14 protein-coding genes and 1 other RNA gene are annotated in these 12,790 nt (G+C 73.8%); 2 read left to right on the top strand and 13 right to left on the bottom strand.

Annotation, left to right across the window (positions count from 1 at the left end; genetic code table 11):
• Positions 1 to 8 precede the first annotated feature (8 nt).
• The 6 genes from AA0005_RS07720 to AA0005_RS07695 all read right to left on the bottom strand — a co-directional run bounded on the left by AA0005_RS07720 (position 9) and on the right by AA0005_RS07695 (position 5,149).
• Positions 9 to 350, bottom strand: a complete 342-nt coding sequence (locus AA0005_RS07720; RefSeq protein ID WP_413452828.1) for a hypothetical protein — start codon at positions 348 to 350, stop codon at positions 9 to 11.
• Complete coding sequence (locus AA0005_RS07715) at positions 350 to 943, bottom strand: hypothetical protein (RefSeq protein ID WP_413452827.1); 594 nt, start codon at positions 941 to 943, stop codon at positions 350 to 352. The genes AA0005_RS07720 and AA0005_RS07715 overlap by 1 nt, the downstream gene beginning before the upstream one ends.
• Positions 944 to 965: 22 nt before the next feature.
• Positions 966 to 1,622, bottom strand: a complete 657-nt coding sequence (locus AA0005_RS07710) for a hypothetical protein (RefSeq protein ID WP_413452826.1) — start codon at positions 1,620 to 1,622, stop codon at positions 966 to 968.
• A gap of 218 nt (positions 1,623 to 1,840) precedes the next feature.
• Positions 1,841 to 3,004 carry an ABC transporter permease gene (locus AA0005_RS07705; RefSeq protein WP_413452825.1) on the bottom strand — a complete coding sequence of 388 codons (1,164 nt, stop codon included), beginning with the start codon at positions 3,002 to 3,004 and terminating at the stop codon, positions 1,841 to 1,843.
• A complete protein-coding gene (locus tag AA0005_RS07700; protein ID WP_413452824.1) occupies positions 3,001 to 4,167 on the bottom strand; it encodes an ABC transporter permease in 1,167 nt (388 codons plus the stop codon). Before AA0005_RS07700 ends, AA0005_RS07705 begins: the two co-directional genes overlap by 4 nt.
• A gap of 1 nt (position 4,168) precedes the next feature.
• On the bottom strand, positions 4,169 to 5,149 hold the full coding sequence (locus AA0005_RS07695) for an ABC transporter ATP-binding protein (protein ID WP_413452823.1): 981 nt from the start codon (positions 5,147 to 5,149) through the stop codon (positions 4,169 to 4,171).
• A 134-nt stretch (positions 5,150 to 5,283) separates the two neighbouring features.
• Here AA0005_RS07695 and AA0005_RS07690 point away from each other — a divergent pair, with 134 nt between their 5' ends.
• Positions 5,284 to 6,168, top strand: coding sequence for a class I SAM-dependent methyltransferase (locus AA0005_RS07690; RefSeq protein WP_413452822.1), 885 nt, complete (start codon positions 5,284 to 5,286; stop codon positions 6,166 to 6,168).
• Here the strand turns inward: AA0005_RS07690 and AA0005_RS07685 are convergent.
• From AA0005_RS07685 to AA0005_RS07655, 7 genes are all read right to left on the bottom strand, one after another.
• Positions 6,155 to 6,664, bottom strand: coding sequence for a DUF1440 domain-containing protein (locus tag AA0005_RS07685; protein ID WP_413452821.1), 510 nt, complete (start codon positions 6,662 to 6,664; stop codon positions 6,155 to 6,157). The two genes, AA0005_RS07690 and AA0005_RS07685, sit on opposite strands and share 14 nt — an antisense overlap.
• Before the next feature lie 80 nt (positions 6,665 to 6,744).
• The gene (locus tag AA0005_RS07680) at positions 6,745 to 7,416 is read right to left on the bottom strand and encodes a hypothetical protein (protein WP_413452820.1); all 672 of its coding nucleotides are present in this window, start codon (positions 7,414 to 7,416) and stop codon (positions 6,745 to 6,747) included.
• A gap of 155 nt (positions 7,417 to 7,571) precedes the next feature.
• Positions 7,572 to 7,952, bottom strand: an RNA gene (gene rnpB / locus AA0005_RS07675) — RNase P RNA component class A.
• A gap of 14 nt (positions 7,953 to 7,966) precedes the next feature.
• Positions 7,967 to 9,163: a histidine phosphatase family protein gene (locus AA0005_RS07670; protein WP_413452819.1), complete on the bottom strand. Its 1,197-nt coding sequence runs from the start codon at positions 9,161 to 9,163 to the stop codon at positions 7,967 to 7,969.
• Positions 9,160 to 9,897: a zinc ribbon domain-containing protein gene (locus AA0005_RS07665; RefSeq protein WP_413452818.1), complete on the bottom strand. Its 738-nt coding sequence runs from the start codon at positions 9,895 to 9,897 to the stop codon at positions 9,160 to 9,162. Before AA0005_RS07665 ends, AA0005_RS07670 begins: the two co-directional genes overlap by 4 nt.
• Entirely contained in the window at positions 9,894 to 11,078 is a 1,185-nt protein-coding gene (locus AA0005_RS07660) for a Nif3-like dinuclear metal center hexameric protein (RefSeq protein WP_413452817.1), read from the bottom strand. The genes AA0005_RS07665 and AA0005_RS07660 overlap by 4 nt, the downstream gene beginning before the upstream one ends.
• A gap of 139 nt (positions 11,079 to 11,217) precedes the next feature.
• On the bottom strand, positions 11,218 to 11,652 hold the full coding sequence (locus tag AA0005_RS07655; RefSeq protein ID WP_413452816.1) for an OsmC family peroxiredoxin: 435 nt from the start codon (positions 11,650 to 11,652) through the stop codon (positions 11,218 to 11,220).
• Positions 11,653 to 11,795: 143 nt separating this feature from the next.
• Between AA0005_RS07655 and AA0005_RS07650 the strand changes: the two genes are divergently transcribed.
• Positions 11,796 to 12,785 (top strand): aldo/keto reductase, encoded by a 990-nt coding sequence (locus AA0005_RS07650; protein ID WP_413452815.1) that lies wholly within the window; start codon positions 11,796 to 11,798, stop codon positions 12,783 to 12,785.
• The last annotated feature ends 5 nt before the right edge of the window (positions 12,786 to 12,790 follow it).

Raw genomic sequence — 12,790 nt, 5'->3', positions numbered from 1 at the left:
ACCGCAGCTCAGCCGGCCGCGATCGCCAGGACGAGGGCGACGGCGAGCAGGACCGTGTGCAGCGCACTGAGCGTCATGCCCAGCACGGCGATCCAGCTCGACGTCGGTCGGCCGTGGAGTGCGACGTAGCCGGTCACCAGCCCGACCGGCCCGAGCCCGAAGAGCCCGGCGAGCAGCGTGACCACCGCCAGCCCGCTGGCACCCGCGCCGATGCTCTCCCTCTCCTCGTCGGTGAGGACCTCGCCGTGGCCGGAGCGGTGCAGTGCCGCCGCCTCGGTGAAGGACAGCTGCTCGTCGGCCTGCTCGCGGCGCGCCCGCTCATGGCCGGCTCGCCCCTTGGGCTCGCCCATCACTCGCCCCCTGCGGATGCGGGCACGTCGTCGGCACGCACCGGACGGCCGTCCTCGTCCTCGACCCACACGTCGTCGGCGAAGGTGTCGAGCTCGCCGACCATGGCCACCGCCTCACCGGGGTCGAGGGTGGACAGCGTGAGAAGAACCGACGTGGGGCCCAGCGTCCACCGGTAGGCCACGGTGACGAGAAGGTCGCCGCGCTGCTCATCGGCGAGCCCGGCGAAGACGGTCCGGACGGCCTGACCCAGCCGGTCCGCGTCGTAGACATCGGTGGCGGGCTCGAGCGGCCCGGCGGGCGGCTCGTCCGGCAGGTCCTCCGTGGGCAGCGAACGCAGGCGCGCCAGATGCATCGGCCGCTTGTCGGGCGGCAGGAAGAGGTAGGCCAGCCCCTCGTCGCGGCCGTTCTCGGAGCGGGCCAGGTCCTCGAGGATCCGCTCGAGGAGCTTGCGGTCCTTGCGGTCGGTGGCCACCTCGGCGGCGACCATCCGCGCCCACGCCCGCGGGTCGCGGGCGTCCTGGTCCGGGTACCGGTTCGGCACCGCGAACCACACCGCGGGGTCCGGGTCGGACAGGAGGTACAGGTCGTTCACGGTGCCATCCTCACCTCGGCCATCAGCGTCCCCTCCCTTGGCGCTTGGCGGCCTTCGCTGCCGCCCGGCGCTCCGCGGCGGCGACCCGCCCGGCCTCTCGTCGGCGCTCCCGCTCGAGGCGCTGCCGCCGCCGGCGCACCGCACCGGCCAGGACGACGGCCAGCATGGCGAGCGCCACGGCCCACCAGAGCAGGGCCACCCACTGGGTCAGGCCGTAGTGCTCGTCCCAGAGGAGAGCGTGCCCGGGCATGAGACTGGCAGCAGAGTGCGCCAGCATGCCCACAGCAAGAGCGCCCCAGCCGACGAAGCCTGCCGGGAGACGGCCGACGGCTCCGCTGGCACCTGTCCCGGCGTCGGGCCCGCGCCACTCGGCCACCGCCGAGCGCGCTGCCAGCACCGCTCCCCAGCACCACAAGGCGAGCAGGAGCGGGACGTGTGCCCAGACGAGGAGCGCGACCAGGAAGGAGTGCCACCGGTCCCCCAGAGCGCCGGCGGCAAGATCGGCGAGGGTGCCCTCCACTCCCTCCCGCGGCAAGGAGAGGACATCGACGATCCCGAAGATCCAGAACGCCACCGCCATGGACGTGAGGAGCACGACCTGGAACTGGCGCAGCGGACTTCCCAGCAGGGCGTCCCGCCACACGAGCCGCACGGGGCGGATACCAGCCGGGTGAGTCATCGCTCTTTCAGGACGGCGTCCTGGACGTTGTCCGGTGCGCCGGTTGCGGCCGCGAGCCAGTACAGGGCCACCTCGAGTCGGCCCATGGTGCTGCTCCTCCGGTGTCGGTTCGCCGCCCATTTCTACCCCAGTGGGAGGCGTCCGGACGAGCCCTCCCCCTGGGGAGAACTCCCCATCGCTCAGCAGCCTCGGAGGCGGGACGCGCCGCGCTCGCCCAGCTACATCGCCCGCGCGACGCTGCGGCGCAGTGCCCACGCGCCGAGGAGGACCAGCCCGAGCGCCATCGCCGCGAGCACGCCCAGCTGCGGGGCGATGTCAGCCAGGCCGCCGCCGTGGCGCTGGATCTCGGCGAAGGCCTCGTAGCCCCAGGCGTGCGGGGTGACGTGGGCGACCGACTGCAGGGTGTCGGGCATGAGCTCGAGGGGGAACATGCAGCCACCGAGCGCGGCGAGCACGAGCCCCAGGCCGACGGCCACGCCGTTGGCCGCGCCCTCGTGGTCCATGAGGGAGCCGAGCAGCATGGCCGCGCCCGTCGCCACCACCCCGAAGACGAGGACGATGAGCAGCGCCAGCCCCACGTCGCCGAAGTCGACGTCGAAGAGCAGCACGCTGGCCACCATGATGTAGACGCCCTGGAAGCTGGCGATGACCCACCGGCCGAGGAGCTGGCCGAGGATCGCCTGCGTCCCGGACACCGGCGCGGCGAGCACCCGGCCCTGGACGCCGAGGCGGCGGGACTGGATGAGGGTGACGGCGCTGCCGAGGGTGGAGAGGAAGACGAAGAGCAGCATCATCGTCGCCGCGCCCAGGTCGAACTGGCCCAGGCCGCCGAGCTCCTGGGCGATCTCGTCGACGTCGACGACGCTCAGCTCGACCGGTGCCACCGCCTCCCGGCTCTGCGCGAGGGCGGCCTGTGCCTCGTCGGCGGGCGCGCCAGCGGCGGTGAGGGCGGTCAGCTGGATGTGGTCGAGGGACAGCGTCTGCAGCGCGGTGCGCACGAGCTGGGCCGCCGTCGGGGAGGCGGCGTCGGAGGAGGAGATGAGCTCGACCTGCGCGGGCGCGCCCACCGCGAAGGCCTCCTCGGCGGCGTCGTCGACGAGCAGACCGATGTCCACGCGTCCGCGGGCGACGAGAGTGCGCATGTCCTCGGCGTCGGCCTCGGTCACGGTGCCGCCGGCGTCGGTGAGCTCGGCCGCGAGCGCGGTGCTCAGCTCGCCGCCGCTGCCGGTGAGCGCCACACGGCCCGAGGGCCCGCCGCCCCCGAACTGCAACCCGATGACGACGACGAGGAGCAGCGGGAAGATGAGCGCGAAGAAGATGTTCGAGCGGTCGCGCACGAAGCGGCGCAGCTCGGTGCCGGCGATCGCCAGGGGCGCCCTCATGCCGTCACCCCGCGGTCGGGCACGAGCCGCGAGAGGAGCGCGCACACGGCGGCGAAGGCGAGCATCATCCCGACCGGTCCGGCGACGTCGGCCAGGCCCCCGCCGCCCGACGTGATGCCGAGCGCGCGGGTGAAGGCGGCGACGGGGTTGAGGTCGAGGAGCGTGGCGGCCAGCCCGCCCGCGGCGATCGGGAAGAAGGCCCCGCCCGCCATCCCCAGGACGACGGCGAGGATCGCCTGCGCCACCCCGGCCTGCTCGGCGGTGCGCGCCACGCGGGCGACGACGAACATGAGCGAGGTTGCAGCGGCGACGACGCACAGCACGAGGACGACGACGACGGCCTCGGAGCCGAAGTCGACGTCGAACAGGAACGTCCCGGCCGTGATGAGCACGAGGGTGGCGGCCACCCCGAGGACGTAGCTCGACAGCGCCTTGGCTCCGACGATGAGCCCGGGCCGCATCGGCATCGACCGCAGCCGCGCCAGGGTGCCCTGCTCCCGCTCGTTGACCAGGGCGAGCACCCCGAAGCCGACGGTGAACAGCAGGAAGAGGCCCGCCTGACCGGCGACCGTCGTGGCGGCGGGGTCGAGCTGCTCGGTCGCGGTCGTCCCTTCCACGGCGGTGACGGCGGGGGCCGCCTGGGCCACCTGCTGCCCGATCGCGCCCACCGCCTCCTCCTCCAGTCCGAGGCCGGCCCCGGCCTGGGTGGCGACTGTCCCGGCGGTCATCTGCTCGGTGACGCCGCGGACGACGAGGACGAGGACGTCGGTCTCCAGGCCGGCGCCGTTCCCCTCGACGAGGTCGACGGTGACGGGCTCCCCAGCAGTGACCGCCGCCCCGAAACCGTCGGGAACGAGGATCCCGAGCGCCGCGTCCCCGGACTCGGCGAAGGGCCGGACCTCCTCCGGCGTGACGTCCTCGACGGTGACCTCGAAGTCCTCGATCCCCGCCAGCGTGGTGAGGAGGGTGGCGGCGAGCTCGTCGTCGGCGGGGGCGGCGGCCGCCACGGTGACGGCGTCGAGCTCGGGCGTCTCTCCACCCGCGAACACGAGGTTCATGACGAACATGAGGGCAACGGGCACGAGGATGCCCATGATGAGGACGGAGCGGTCGCGGACCCGCTGGCGCAGGTCGCTGGCGGCCATCGTGAGGAGCGCGCGCATGTCAGTCCCGCAGCGCCTTGCCGGTGAGGTGGAGGAAGACCGACTCGAGGTCGGGCCGGGTGATCTCGACGTCGGAGAGCTCCATCCCGCTGCGCCCGGCGGTCGTCACGACACCGGCCACCGCCGTCGGCGCCTCACGCAGGTGGAGGATGAGGTCGCGGCCCTCGACGACGACGTTCTCGACGGCGGGCAGCTCGCGCAGCGCGGTGGCGGCCGCGGCGGTGTCGCCGGTGCCGACGAGGCGGATCTCGTCGAGCTCACCGATGATGCGGATGAGCTCGTGGCGGGTGCCCTCGGCCTGGATGCGCCCGGCGTCGATGATGCCGATGCGATCGCAGAGGCGTTCGGCCTCCTCCATGTAGTGCGTCGTGTAGAGGACGGCCATGCCCTCGGTGGAAAGCGCCTCGACGGACTCGAGGATCGCGTTGCGCGACTGCGGGTCCACCCCGACGGTCGGCTCGTCGAGGATGAGCAGCTCGGGGCTGTGGAGCAGGCCGACGCCGATGTTGAGGCGGCGCTTCATGCCGCCGGAGAACTCCTTGGTCTGGTCCTTGGCGCGGTCCGTGAGGCCGATGAGCTCGAGGACCTCGGCGGTCCGCCGCTTGAGCGCGCCGCCGCTGAGGCCGTGGAGGCGTCCGAAGAACTGGAGGTTCTCCCGGGCGGTGAGCTCGGGGTAGATGGCGAGCTCCTGCGGGACGAGGCCGAGGTAGCGCTTGGGCTCCACCTCCCGGGGGCCCATCCGGCGCCCTCCGACGCGGACCTCGCCGGCGTCGGAGGCGAGGAGGCCGGCGACCATGGAGATCGTCGTCGTCTTCCCGGCGCCGTTGGGGCCGAGCAGGCCGTAGGTCTCCCCCGGGGCGATACGGAAGGAGACGCCGTCGACGGCGGTGAGGTCACCGAAGCGGCGGACGAGCCCCGAGACCTCGAGGACCGGGGACCCGGTGCGGGGCGCGGCGGTGCGGTGGACGACGTCGCTCGTCACGGGAGGCTCCTGCGGGTGGGCGGTCGGTGCGGCTCATCGTGGCACAGCCACGGGTGTCCGCGGGAGGGCATTTCACGTCCACACCGGTCCGAAAAGCCTGGCCCGGGTGACGCCGTCGCCGCTACGGTCCCGCCATGCTTGCTCATCCTGACGTGCCGCCCGGCTCCGACGCCGCCGTCGACCCGACCGAGGCGGTGCTCGTCAACCGGACCAACTGGGACGACCGCGCCGACATCCACGCCGGCTCCGCGATGTACGACCTGCCCGGCTTCGTCGCCGACCCGGAGCGGATCAGCGACGTCGTCACCGACGACCTCGCCCTCCTCGCCCCGCACCTGCCGGGCGGCACGGTGCGGGGGCTGGACCTCGTGCACCTCCAGTGCCACGTCGGCCAGGACACCCTGTCCCTGGCCCGCCTCGGGGCGCGGGTCACCGGGGTCGACCTGTCCCCGCGCAGCCTGGAGGTCGCCCGCGAGCTCGCGCGGGAGTGCGGGCTGGAGGCGCGCTTCGTCGAGGCCGACGCGCAGCACGCGGCCGACGCCGTCGCGGACACCTTCGACGTCGTCTACACGAGCATCGGCACGGTGACCTGGCTGCCCGACCTCACCTCCTGGGCGCGCAGCATCGCCCGGCTGCTCCGCCCCGGCGGGACCTTCTTCATCCGGGACGGCCACCCCATGCTCTACACGCTCGACGACGGGCGCAGCGACCTCCTCGAGGTGCGCTACCGCTACTTCCCCACCGGGCTGGCGCAGGTGTGGGACGACGAGATCTCCTACACCGGCGACGAGCGGGTGATCGCCCACCCGCGCACCTACGAGTGGCCGCACTCGCTGGCCGAGATCATCGGTTCTCTGCTGGGCGCGGGCCTGCGCATCACGAGCTTTGGGGAGCAGCAGACCTGCCCGTGGCCGGCGCACCCGCTGATGGAGCCGGTGGGCGCCGACTGGGCCTTCCCCGAGCCGCTGCGCCAGAACGTCCCCACGACCTACAGCATCACCGCCGTCAAGGACGCGTGAGCCGGGCGAGCGCCGCCGTCGTCCCCTCGAAGAGGGCGGGTACTGAGAGCCCGAACGCGACGTGCCCGACCAGCCCCCGCACGTGGGAGGCGAGCGGGTAGTCCTGCGGCGGGGCCGCGGACCCGAGGAGCGGGTTCGCCACCTCGTCGACGAGGAGGGAGACGGACAGGCCGAGGGCGAGCCCCGCCGTGAGCGGCCGCATACCTAGGCGACGGCGCAGGAGGACGTACCCGGGGACGAGGGCGGTGCCCATGGCGTAGTGGAACGCGAGGCCGAGCCGCTCCGCCGTTCCCGGGTCGAGCTGCCCGCCCACGACGCCGGCCACGCGCTGCATGAGGGCGGCGTAGGCGACGTCGCCGCTCGCCTCCTTCTCGCGCCGCCGCGACTCCGGCGACTGCCGCTGCTGGAAGGCGGTGGTCGCCCGGTTCATCACCCAGGAGGCGCCCACGCCGGCAACCGCTGTTGCTGCGGCGTCGTGGGCCAGGTCCGTGCGCATGTCGTCCTCCGGGGGCGGCGGTGCTCGTGGCCGACGGTAGTCGCCGCAGGGCACCGCCGCGCGTCCGCGGGTGGCTGCCGTCAGCCGCTGAGGTGCTCGGGGCACGGGCCCTCCTGCACGCTCTGGCTGGCCAGGAGCCAGGCGCCCTCGTGGTCGGTGAGGCGCACGACGAGACGGACCGGGTCGCCGTCGAGCCCGTAGACGACGGTGCCGTCGGCCTCCTTGACGGCGCCCTCGATGTGGACGCACACGTCGAAGTTGATGCCGAGGCCCGTACCATCCGCCTCCGGCACGACGAGGGAGTAGAGCTCCATCCCGAGCACCTCGCCTCGACCGTCCATCACCCGGCCCTCCTCGGCGAAAGCGGCAGCCTCGGCCTCGAGCAGCTCGCGGACGTCACCGGTAGCGGTGGCGAAGAGCTTCTCGACCAGCCCGGGGGCGGTGAAGCCGGTGCTGGCGGCGGCGTCGTACACGGCGCGGTGGGCGACGTACGCCGCCTCGGCCTCGAGGATCATGCCGTCGATCTCCTCCTCGGGCGGCATGCGGGCGGCGAGCTCCGGGGGCAGCGTGGGGCCCTCGAGGGCGGAGGAGCTCTCCGACGGTTCGGGCTCGGGCGTCGCGGTCGGCTCGGAGCTCGGGCGCGCGCTCGGCGGCGCGGGCGGTGACTCCCGCGCGGACTCCTGCCCGGGACTGCACCCGGCGAGCACGAGGGCGACGGTGGCGAGCATGACGGCGGCTGGGCGGACGCGCACGGGACCTCCTCCGGCTCGCGGCGGACGGGCCCGCCGAGGACTCCAGGATGTCGTCGTCCGCCGACGCGCGTGACGGCAGCCGCGCCACCTGTGGACAGGCTGCGCGCGAAGCCAACCTGTGGACGACCCGCGGCGGAGCGGAAACCCACGAGGGGCGGATGAGTCGGCCGGTACGCCGGGTTCTGTCCCGCGGTGCCGTTACCGGCTCCGCGGTGGCGGCCATCCATCTACGACGTACGTTGCCGCACGCCTCCAGCGACCTACCCGCAGGCTCGGGCGAGCAGCCCTCGGGCGCCTGCTGTCTGGTCTTGCTCCGGGTGGGGTTTACCTAGCCGCACCGGTCACCCGGCACGCTGGTGGTCTCTTACACCACCCTTTCACCCTTACCGCCGCGGCCCGGAGGCTGCGACGGCGGTCTGCTCTCTGTGGCACTGTCCCGCGGGTCACCCCGGGTGGGCGTTACCCACCACCCTGCTCTGCGGAGCCCGGACGTTCCTCGTCGCCCCGAGGGGCGCCGCGACCGCCTGGCCGACTCATCCGCCCGCCGAGTCTAGCCGACCTCGCTGCCCACGAGCTGCGCCGGGCAGCCCATGACATGGACCTCTCCGCGCCCGCTCCAACGGCGGACCACGCTGAGCGTGCCGGGCGCGATGCGGAAGACGTCCCACGCCTCGGTGGGCGCCTCGACGACCGTCCCGATGACCGCGGCGATGACGTCGGCGTGGGCGGCGACGACGACGGTGCAGCCCCCGCACGTGTCGTCCAGCCGAGCCAGGGCCCGCTCGACGCGTACGGCAAGCTCCGCGCGCGACTCCCCGGGCGCGGCGGCGGCGAAGTCGTCGTCGACGGTGGGGATGCCGAGGTCGGCGACCTCGCTGATGAGCTCGGCGGTCTGCTGGGCGCGCACGAGAGGGGAGGCGAGGAGCATCGTGGGGCGGTGCAGGTGCGGCCACAGCGTGTCGCCGATCCGGTCGACGACGGCCGCTGCGCCTCCCGCCAGCTCCAGACCCTCGTCGGTGAGCTCGGGGTCCTCCTCACCGTCGCGCGGGGCCCAGCCCGGGCTGACGAGCACGAGGGTGATGGCGCCGGGGTCGGAGAGGGATGGGGCTCCGGTGTCGACGTCGGGGATGGGCGGTTCCTCGTCCCAGTCCTCGTCGGTGCCGGCGGTCGTGGCGGGCCGGGCTCCGTCGTCGGCGGTAACTGTACTGTCGGGGCTAAGTGAGCTGTCGGCGGTAAGTGAGCTGTCGGGGTAGTTGTTGGTGATGGTGCGGCGGCTGTCCATGGCGGCGTTGGCGAGGGCGTCGGCAGCCGAGTTCTCGGCGCGGGGGACCCAGGTGTAGGTCACCTGGCCGGGCGGGAGGATCGTGCGGGCCTCGTCGGCGAGGCGGCGCATGTCGGCGTGCTTGATCTTCCAGCGCCCCGACATCTGCTCGACGACGAGCCGGGAGTCCATGCGCACCTCGACCCGCGCCGTCGGGTCGATCTCGGCGACGGCGCGCAGCCCGGCGAGCAGGCCGCTGTACTCGGCGACGTTGTTCGAGACCTCCCCGAGGTACTCGGCGCGCTCGGCGAGCACCGTGTCCCCCTCCCGCACGAGCGCCCCGTAGCCCGCGGGCCCGGGGTTGCCGCGGGAGCCGCCGTCGGCCTCGACGACGAGCCGCCGCCCGGAGCCGGCCAGCCCCTGCTCCCCCGCGCCCACCGCCGTCGTGACGGGGGGCTCGGCGTCGAAGAGGCTGGCCTGGCTCACTTCGGCTCCATCCTCACGATGATGTAGCCGTAGTCCTCGTGCTGGACGACCTGCTCGGCCGGGGCGGAGTGGATCGCGTCGAGCTCGGTGAGGGAGAAGTCGAGCTGGGTCCCTTCGGTGCGCGAGCCGTAGAGGGCGACGGCGGCCAGGCCGCCGGTGCGCTCGCGGACGCGGTCGTACAGGGCGAGCAGGCCGGCGTCGATCTGCGCCGCGGCGGCGGCACGCTCCTTGGCCACGGACTCGAGCTGGCCGTCGATGGTCGCCCACTCGGCGTCGCGGGTGGCGACGTGCCGGGCGACGTCCGCGGCGATCGCCGCCTCCTGCTCGCCGAGCTCGGCGAGCCGGGACTCGGCCTCCTCGAGGCGCTCCATGACTTCGAGCTCGGTCTCCTCCAGGTCGCCCTGGCGGCGGGCGAGCTGCTCGAGCTCACCCTGCAGCGCCTGGGCCTCCTTGGCGGACACCGCACCGGAGTCGAGCCGGGCCTGGTGGCGGGCGGCGCGCTGGCGCACCTGCTCGACGTCGGCCTCCGCCTTGGCGACCTCGCGGCGGATGTCGCCGACGACGGTGCGCTCCTCCACCTGGGCGCTGTGGAGGTCCTGGAGCCGGCCCTCGAGCTCGGCGATCGTCTCGAGCACGGGCAGGGTGCGGCGCTGGTGGGCCAGCTTCGCGGCGCGCGTGTCGAGCGTCTGGATGTCGAGCAGACGGCGCTGGTCGGCCACCGGGGCAGTGGTCACAGGGTGACTCCCTCGTTGTCGGTCGTGGTGCCATTGTCAGGGGCGCCGAGGCGCAGCGTCCACGGGTCGGTGACGATCCTGCTCACCTCGGTGCGCAGGGCGGCGCCGGCCTCGCGGGCGTCCTCCTCGAGCCGGGCGGCCGCGACGGGCAGCCAGGGCCACTCGCTGGCCCAGTGCGTCGCGTCGATGAGGTAGGGCGGGCCGGCCTCCAGAGCCTCGGAGGCCGGGTGGTGGCGCAGGTCGGCGGTGAGGTAGACGTCGGCGCCGAGCGCCCGCACGGTGGCGAGCAGCGAGTCGCCCGACCCGCCGCACACGGCCACCCGGCTCACCTGGGCGTCGAGGTCCCCGGCCACGCGGATGCCCTGCGCGGTGGCGGGCAGGACGGCGGCGACGTGCTCCGCCAGCTCACGCAGCGTCGTCGGTGTCGGGAGGGTGCCGATGCGGCCGATGCCCGTCCCGGCCGGGTGGGTGGCGTGCTCGACGACGGAGAAGGCCGGCTCCTCGTAGGGGTGCGCGGCGCGCAGCGCGGCGAGCACGGCGGGGCGGCGTTCGCGCGACAGGGTCATCTCGAGGCGGTCCTCGGCCACCTCGGTGACCTCCCCGCGCTCGCCGATCGTCGGGTTGGCGGCGGCGCCGGCGCGGAAGGTGCCCTGGCCGGCGACGGTGAACGCGCAGCGGTCGTAGTCGCCGATGTCGCCGGCGCCCGCCTCGGCGAGCGCGTCGAGGACGGCGGCGGTGTCGTCCTGCGGGACGAAGACGGTGAGCGTGTCGAGCGCGGCGGCGTCGTGCGGGGTGAGGGGCTGGCGCTCGCGCAGGTTGAGGAGGTCGGCGAGCGCGTCGGCCACTCCCCCGGCGGCGGAGTCTGCGTTGGTGTGCGCGGTGTACAGCGCGCAGCCGGCGCGCACGAGCTCGTGGACCACCCGGCCCTTGGGGCTGGTGGCGGCCACCGACGTCGTCCCGCGCAGGTACAGCGGGTGGTGGGTGACGAGGAGGTCCGCGCCGGTGGCGATCGCCTCGTCGACGACGGCCTGGACCGGGTCGACGGCGAACATCACCGTCCGCACCGGAGCGTCCGGGTCGCCGGCCACGAGTCCGACGGCGTCCCAGCCCTCCGCCGTCCGCGGCGGGTATCGCTGCTCGAGGAGGCCGACGACGTCGGCCACGGTCAGGGTGCTCGCCATGGGCTCAGGCTATCGGTGCCCGCCGACGTGCCGGGCCACGCACCACCGCCCGCGGGGCGCCGCACAGTGCCCCGGCACAACGTGTGGGTTCCGGCTTCCTGGGGAGCGCGGAACCCACACGGTGTCGGCAGCGTCGATGTCAGGCGAGCTGGACGTCGGCCAGGGTGATCTCCGTGCCCGCCAGCGCCTGGCTCACGGGGCAGGTGTCCTTGGCCTTGCGGGCCAGCTCGTCGAAGCTCGCGGCGTCGATGCCCTCGACGGTCCCGCGGACGGTGAGCTCGATGCCGGTGATGCCGGTGCCCGCGACGAAGGTGACCGCGGCACTCGTGTTGAGCTGGGTGGGCGGGGTGCCGTTCTCCTTGAGCATGTTGGAGAACTGCATGGCGTAGCAGGTCGCGTGTGCGGCGGCGATGAGCTCCTCGGGGGTCGTCGTCCCACCCTGCTGCTCGCCGCGCGACTGCCACGCGACGTCGAAGGTGGCCTTGCCGGAGGTCTCGAGGGTCGTGGTGCCGGAGCCGGTGAACAGCTCACCGTTCCACTCGGTGCTCGCCTTGTTGACCACGGGGTTGGGCATGAGTCTCTCCTTCGCACATGGGGCGGCCCGGAGGCCGGCGGCACGCTGCGCCGCCACTGCCATCCCACCACAGCCCCCTCGCGAGCACACCGCGAGACCCCCGGTAGCCTGGGCCCACCCCGTCCCGCAGTCGAAGGAGAAGCATGCAGTCGCGCACCCTGGGCCGTACCGGCCGTACCGTCTCGGCCATCGGACTCGGCACCTGGCAGCTCGGCGCGGACTGGGGGGACGTGGCCGAGGCCGACGCGCTCGCCGTCCTCGACGCCTCCGCGGAGGCCGGGGTCACCTTCTTCGACACCGCCGACGTCTACGGCGACGGCCGCAGCGAGTCGCTCATCGCCCAGTGGCGCCGCGCCAACCCGGGCACCGAGGTCACGGTCGCGACGAAGATGGGCCGGCGCCTGCCGCAGGAGCCCGAGAACTACTCGATGGACAACTTCCGGGCGTGGACAGACCGCTCGCGCCGCAACCTCGGCGTCGACACCCTCGACCTCGTCCAGCTCCACTGCCCGCCCACCGCCGTCTACGGCATCGACCGCGTCTTCGACGACCTCGACACGCTCGTCGAGGAGGGTGTCACCGCTGCCTACGGCGTGAGCGTGGAGAAGGTCGAGGAGGCGCTGGCGGCGATCGCCCGCCCGAACGTCGCGACCGTCCAGATCATCCTCAACGCCTTCCGTCTCAAGCCGCTGGAGCAGGTGCTGCCCGCCGCGCGCGAGGCCGGTGTCGGCATCATCGCCCGCGTCCCGCTCGCCAGCGGGCTGCTCTCGGGCCGCTACACCCCCGAGACGACCTTCGCGGAGAACGACCACCGTAGTTTCAACCGCCACGGCGAGGCCTTCGACGTCGGCGAGACCTTCTCCGGGGTCGACTTCGATACGGGCGTGCGCGCCGCCACCGAGTTCGCCTCCGTCGCTCGCCTCCTCGTCCCGCAGGCGACGACGGCGCAGGTCGCCCTCGCGTGGGTGGCGGCCCAGGACGGCGTCTCCTCCGTCATCCCCGGCGCGCGCAACCCCGAGCAGGCCCGCGCCAACGCGGCAGCGGGCTCCATCGAGCTGCCCGCCGAGCTCGACGACGCCGTCCGCACCATCTACGACCGCGACCTGCGCGAAGCCATCCACCCGCGCTGGTGACCGGC

Origin of the sequence: Georgenia phoenicis, from assembly GCF_047302425.1 — a bacterium.
In the GTDB taxonomy this organism is placed as follows: domain Bacteria; phylum Actinomycetota; class Actinomycetes; order Actinomycetales; family Actinomycetaceae; genus Oceanitalea.
This window is presented reverse-complemented; position numbering and strand designations above follow the sequence as displayed.

What these genes read in the sequence shown, in the direction of transcription:
- AA0005_RS07655 (WP_413452816.1), bottom strand. Translation starts at nt 11,652, where the DNA reads ATGCCCAACCCCGTGGTCAACAAGGCGAGCACCGAGTGGAACGGTGAG.
- AA0005_RS07700 (WP_413452824.1), bottom strand. Translation starts at nt 4,167, where the DNA reads ATGCGCGCGCTCCTCACGATGGCCGCCAGCGACCTGCGCCAGCGGGTC.
- AA0005_RS07720 (WP_413452828.1), bottom strand. Translation starts at nt 350, where the DNA reads ATGGGCGAGCCCAAGGGGCGAGCCGGCCATGAGCGGGCGCGCCGCGAG.
- AA0005_RS07650 (WP_413452815.1), top strand. Translation starts at nt 11,796, where the DNA reads ATGCAGTCGCGCACCCTGGGCCGTACCGGCCGTACCGTCTCGGCCATC.
- AA0005_RS07660 (WP_413452817.1), bottom strand. Translation starts at nt 11,078, where the DNA reads ATGGCGAGCACCCTGACCGTGGCCGACGTCGTCGGCCTCCTCGAGCAG.
- AA0005_RS07690 (WP_413452822.1), top strand. Translation starts at nt 5,284, where the DNA reads ATGCTTGCTCATCCTGACGTGCCGCCCGGCTCCGACGCCGCCGTCGAC.
- AA0005_RS07685 (WP_413452821.1), bottom strand. Translation starts at nt 6,664, where the DNA reads ATGCGCACGGACCTGGCCCACGACGCCGCAGCAACAGCGGTTGCCGGC.
- AA0005_RS07710 (WP_413452826.1), bottom strand. Translation starts at nt 1,622, where the DNA reads ATGACTCACCCGGCTGGTATCCGCCCCGTGCGGCTCGTGTGGCGGGAC.
- AA0005_RS07705 (WP_413452825.1), bottom strand. Translation starts at nt 3,004, where the DNA reads ATGAGGGCGCCCCTGGCGATCGCCGGCACCGAGCTGCGCCGCTTCGTG.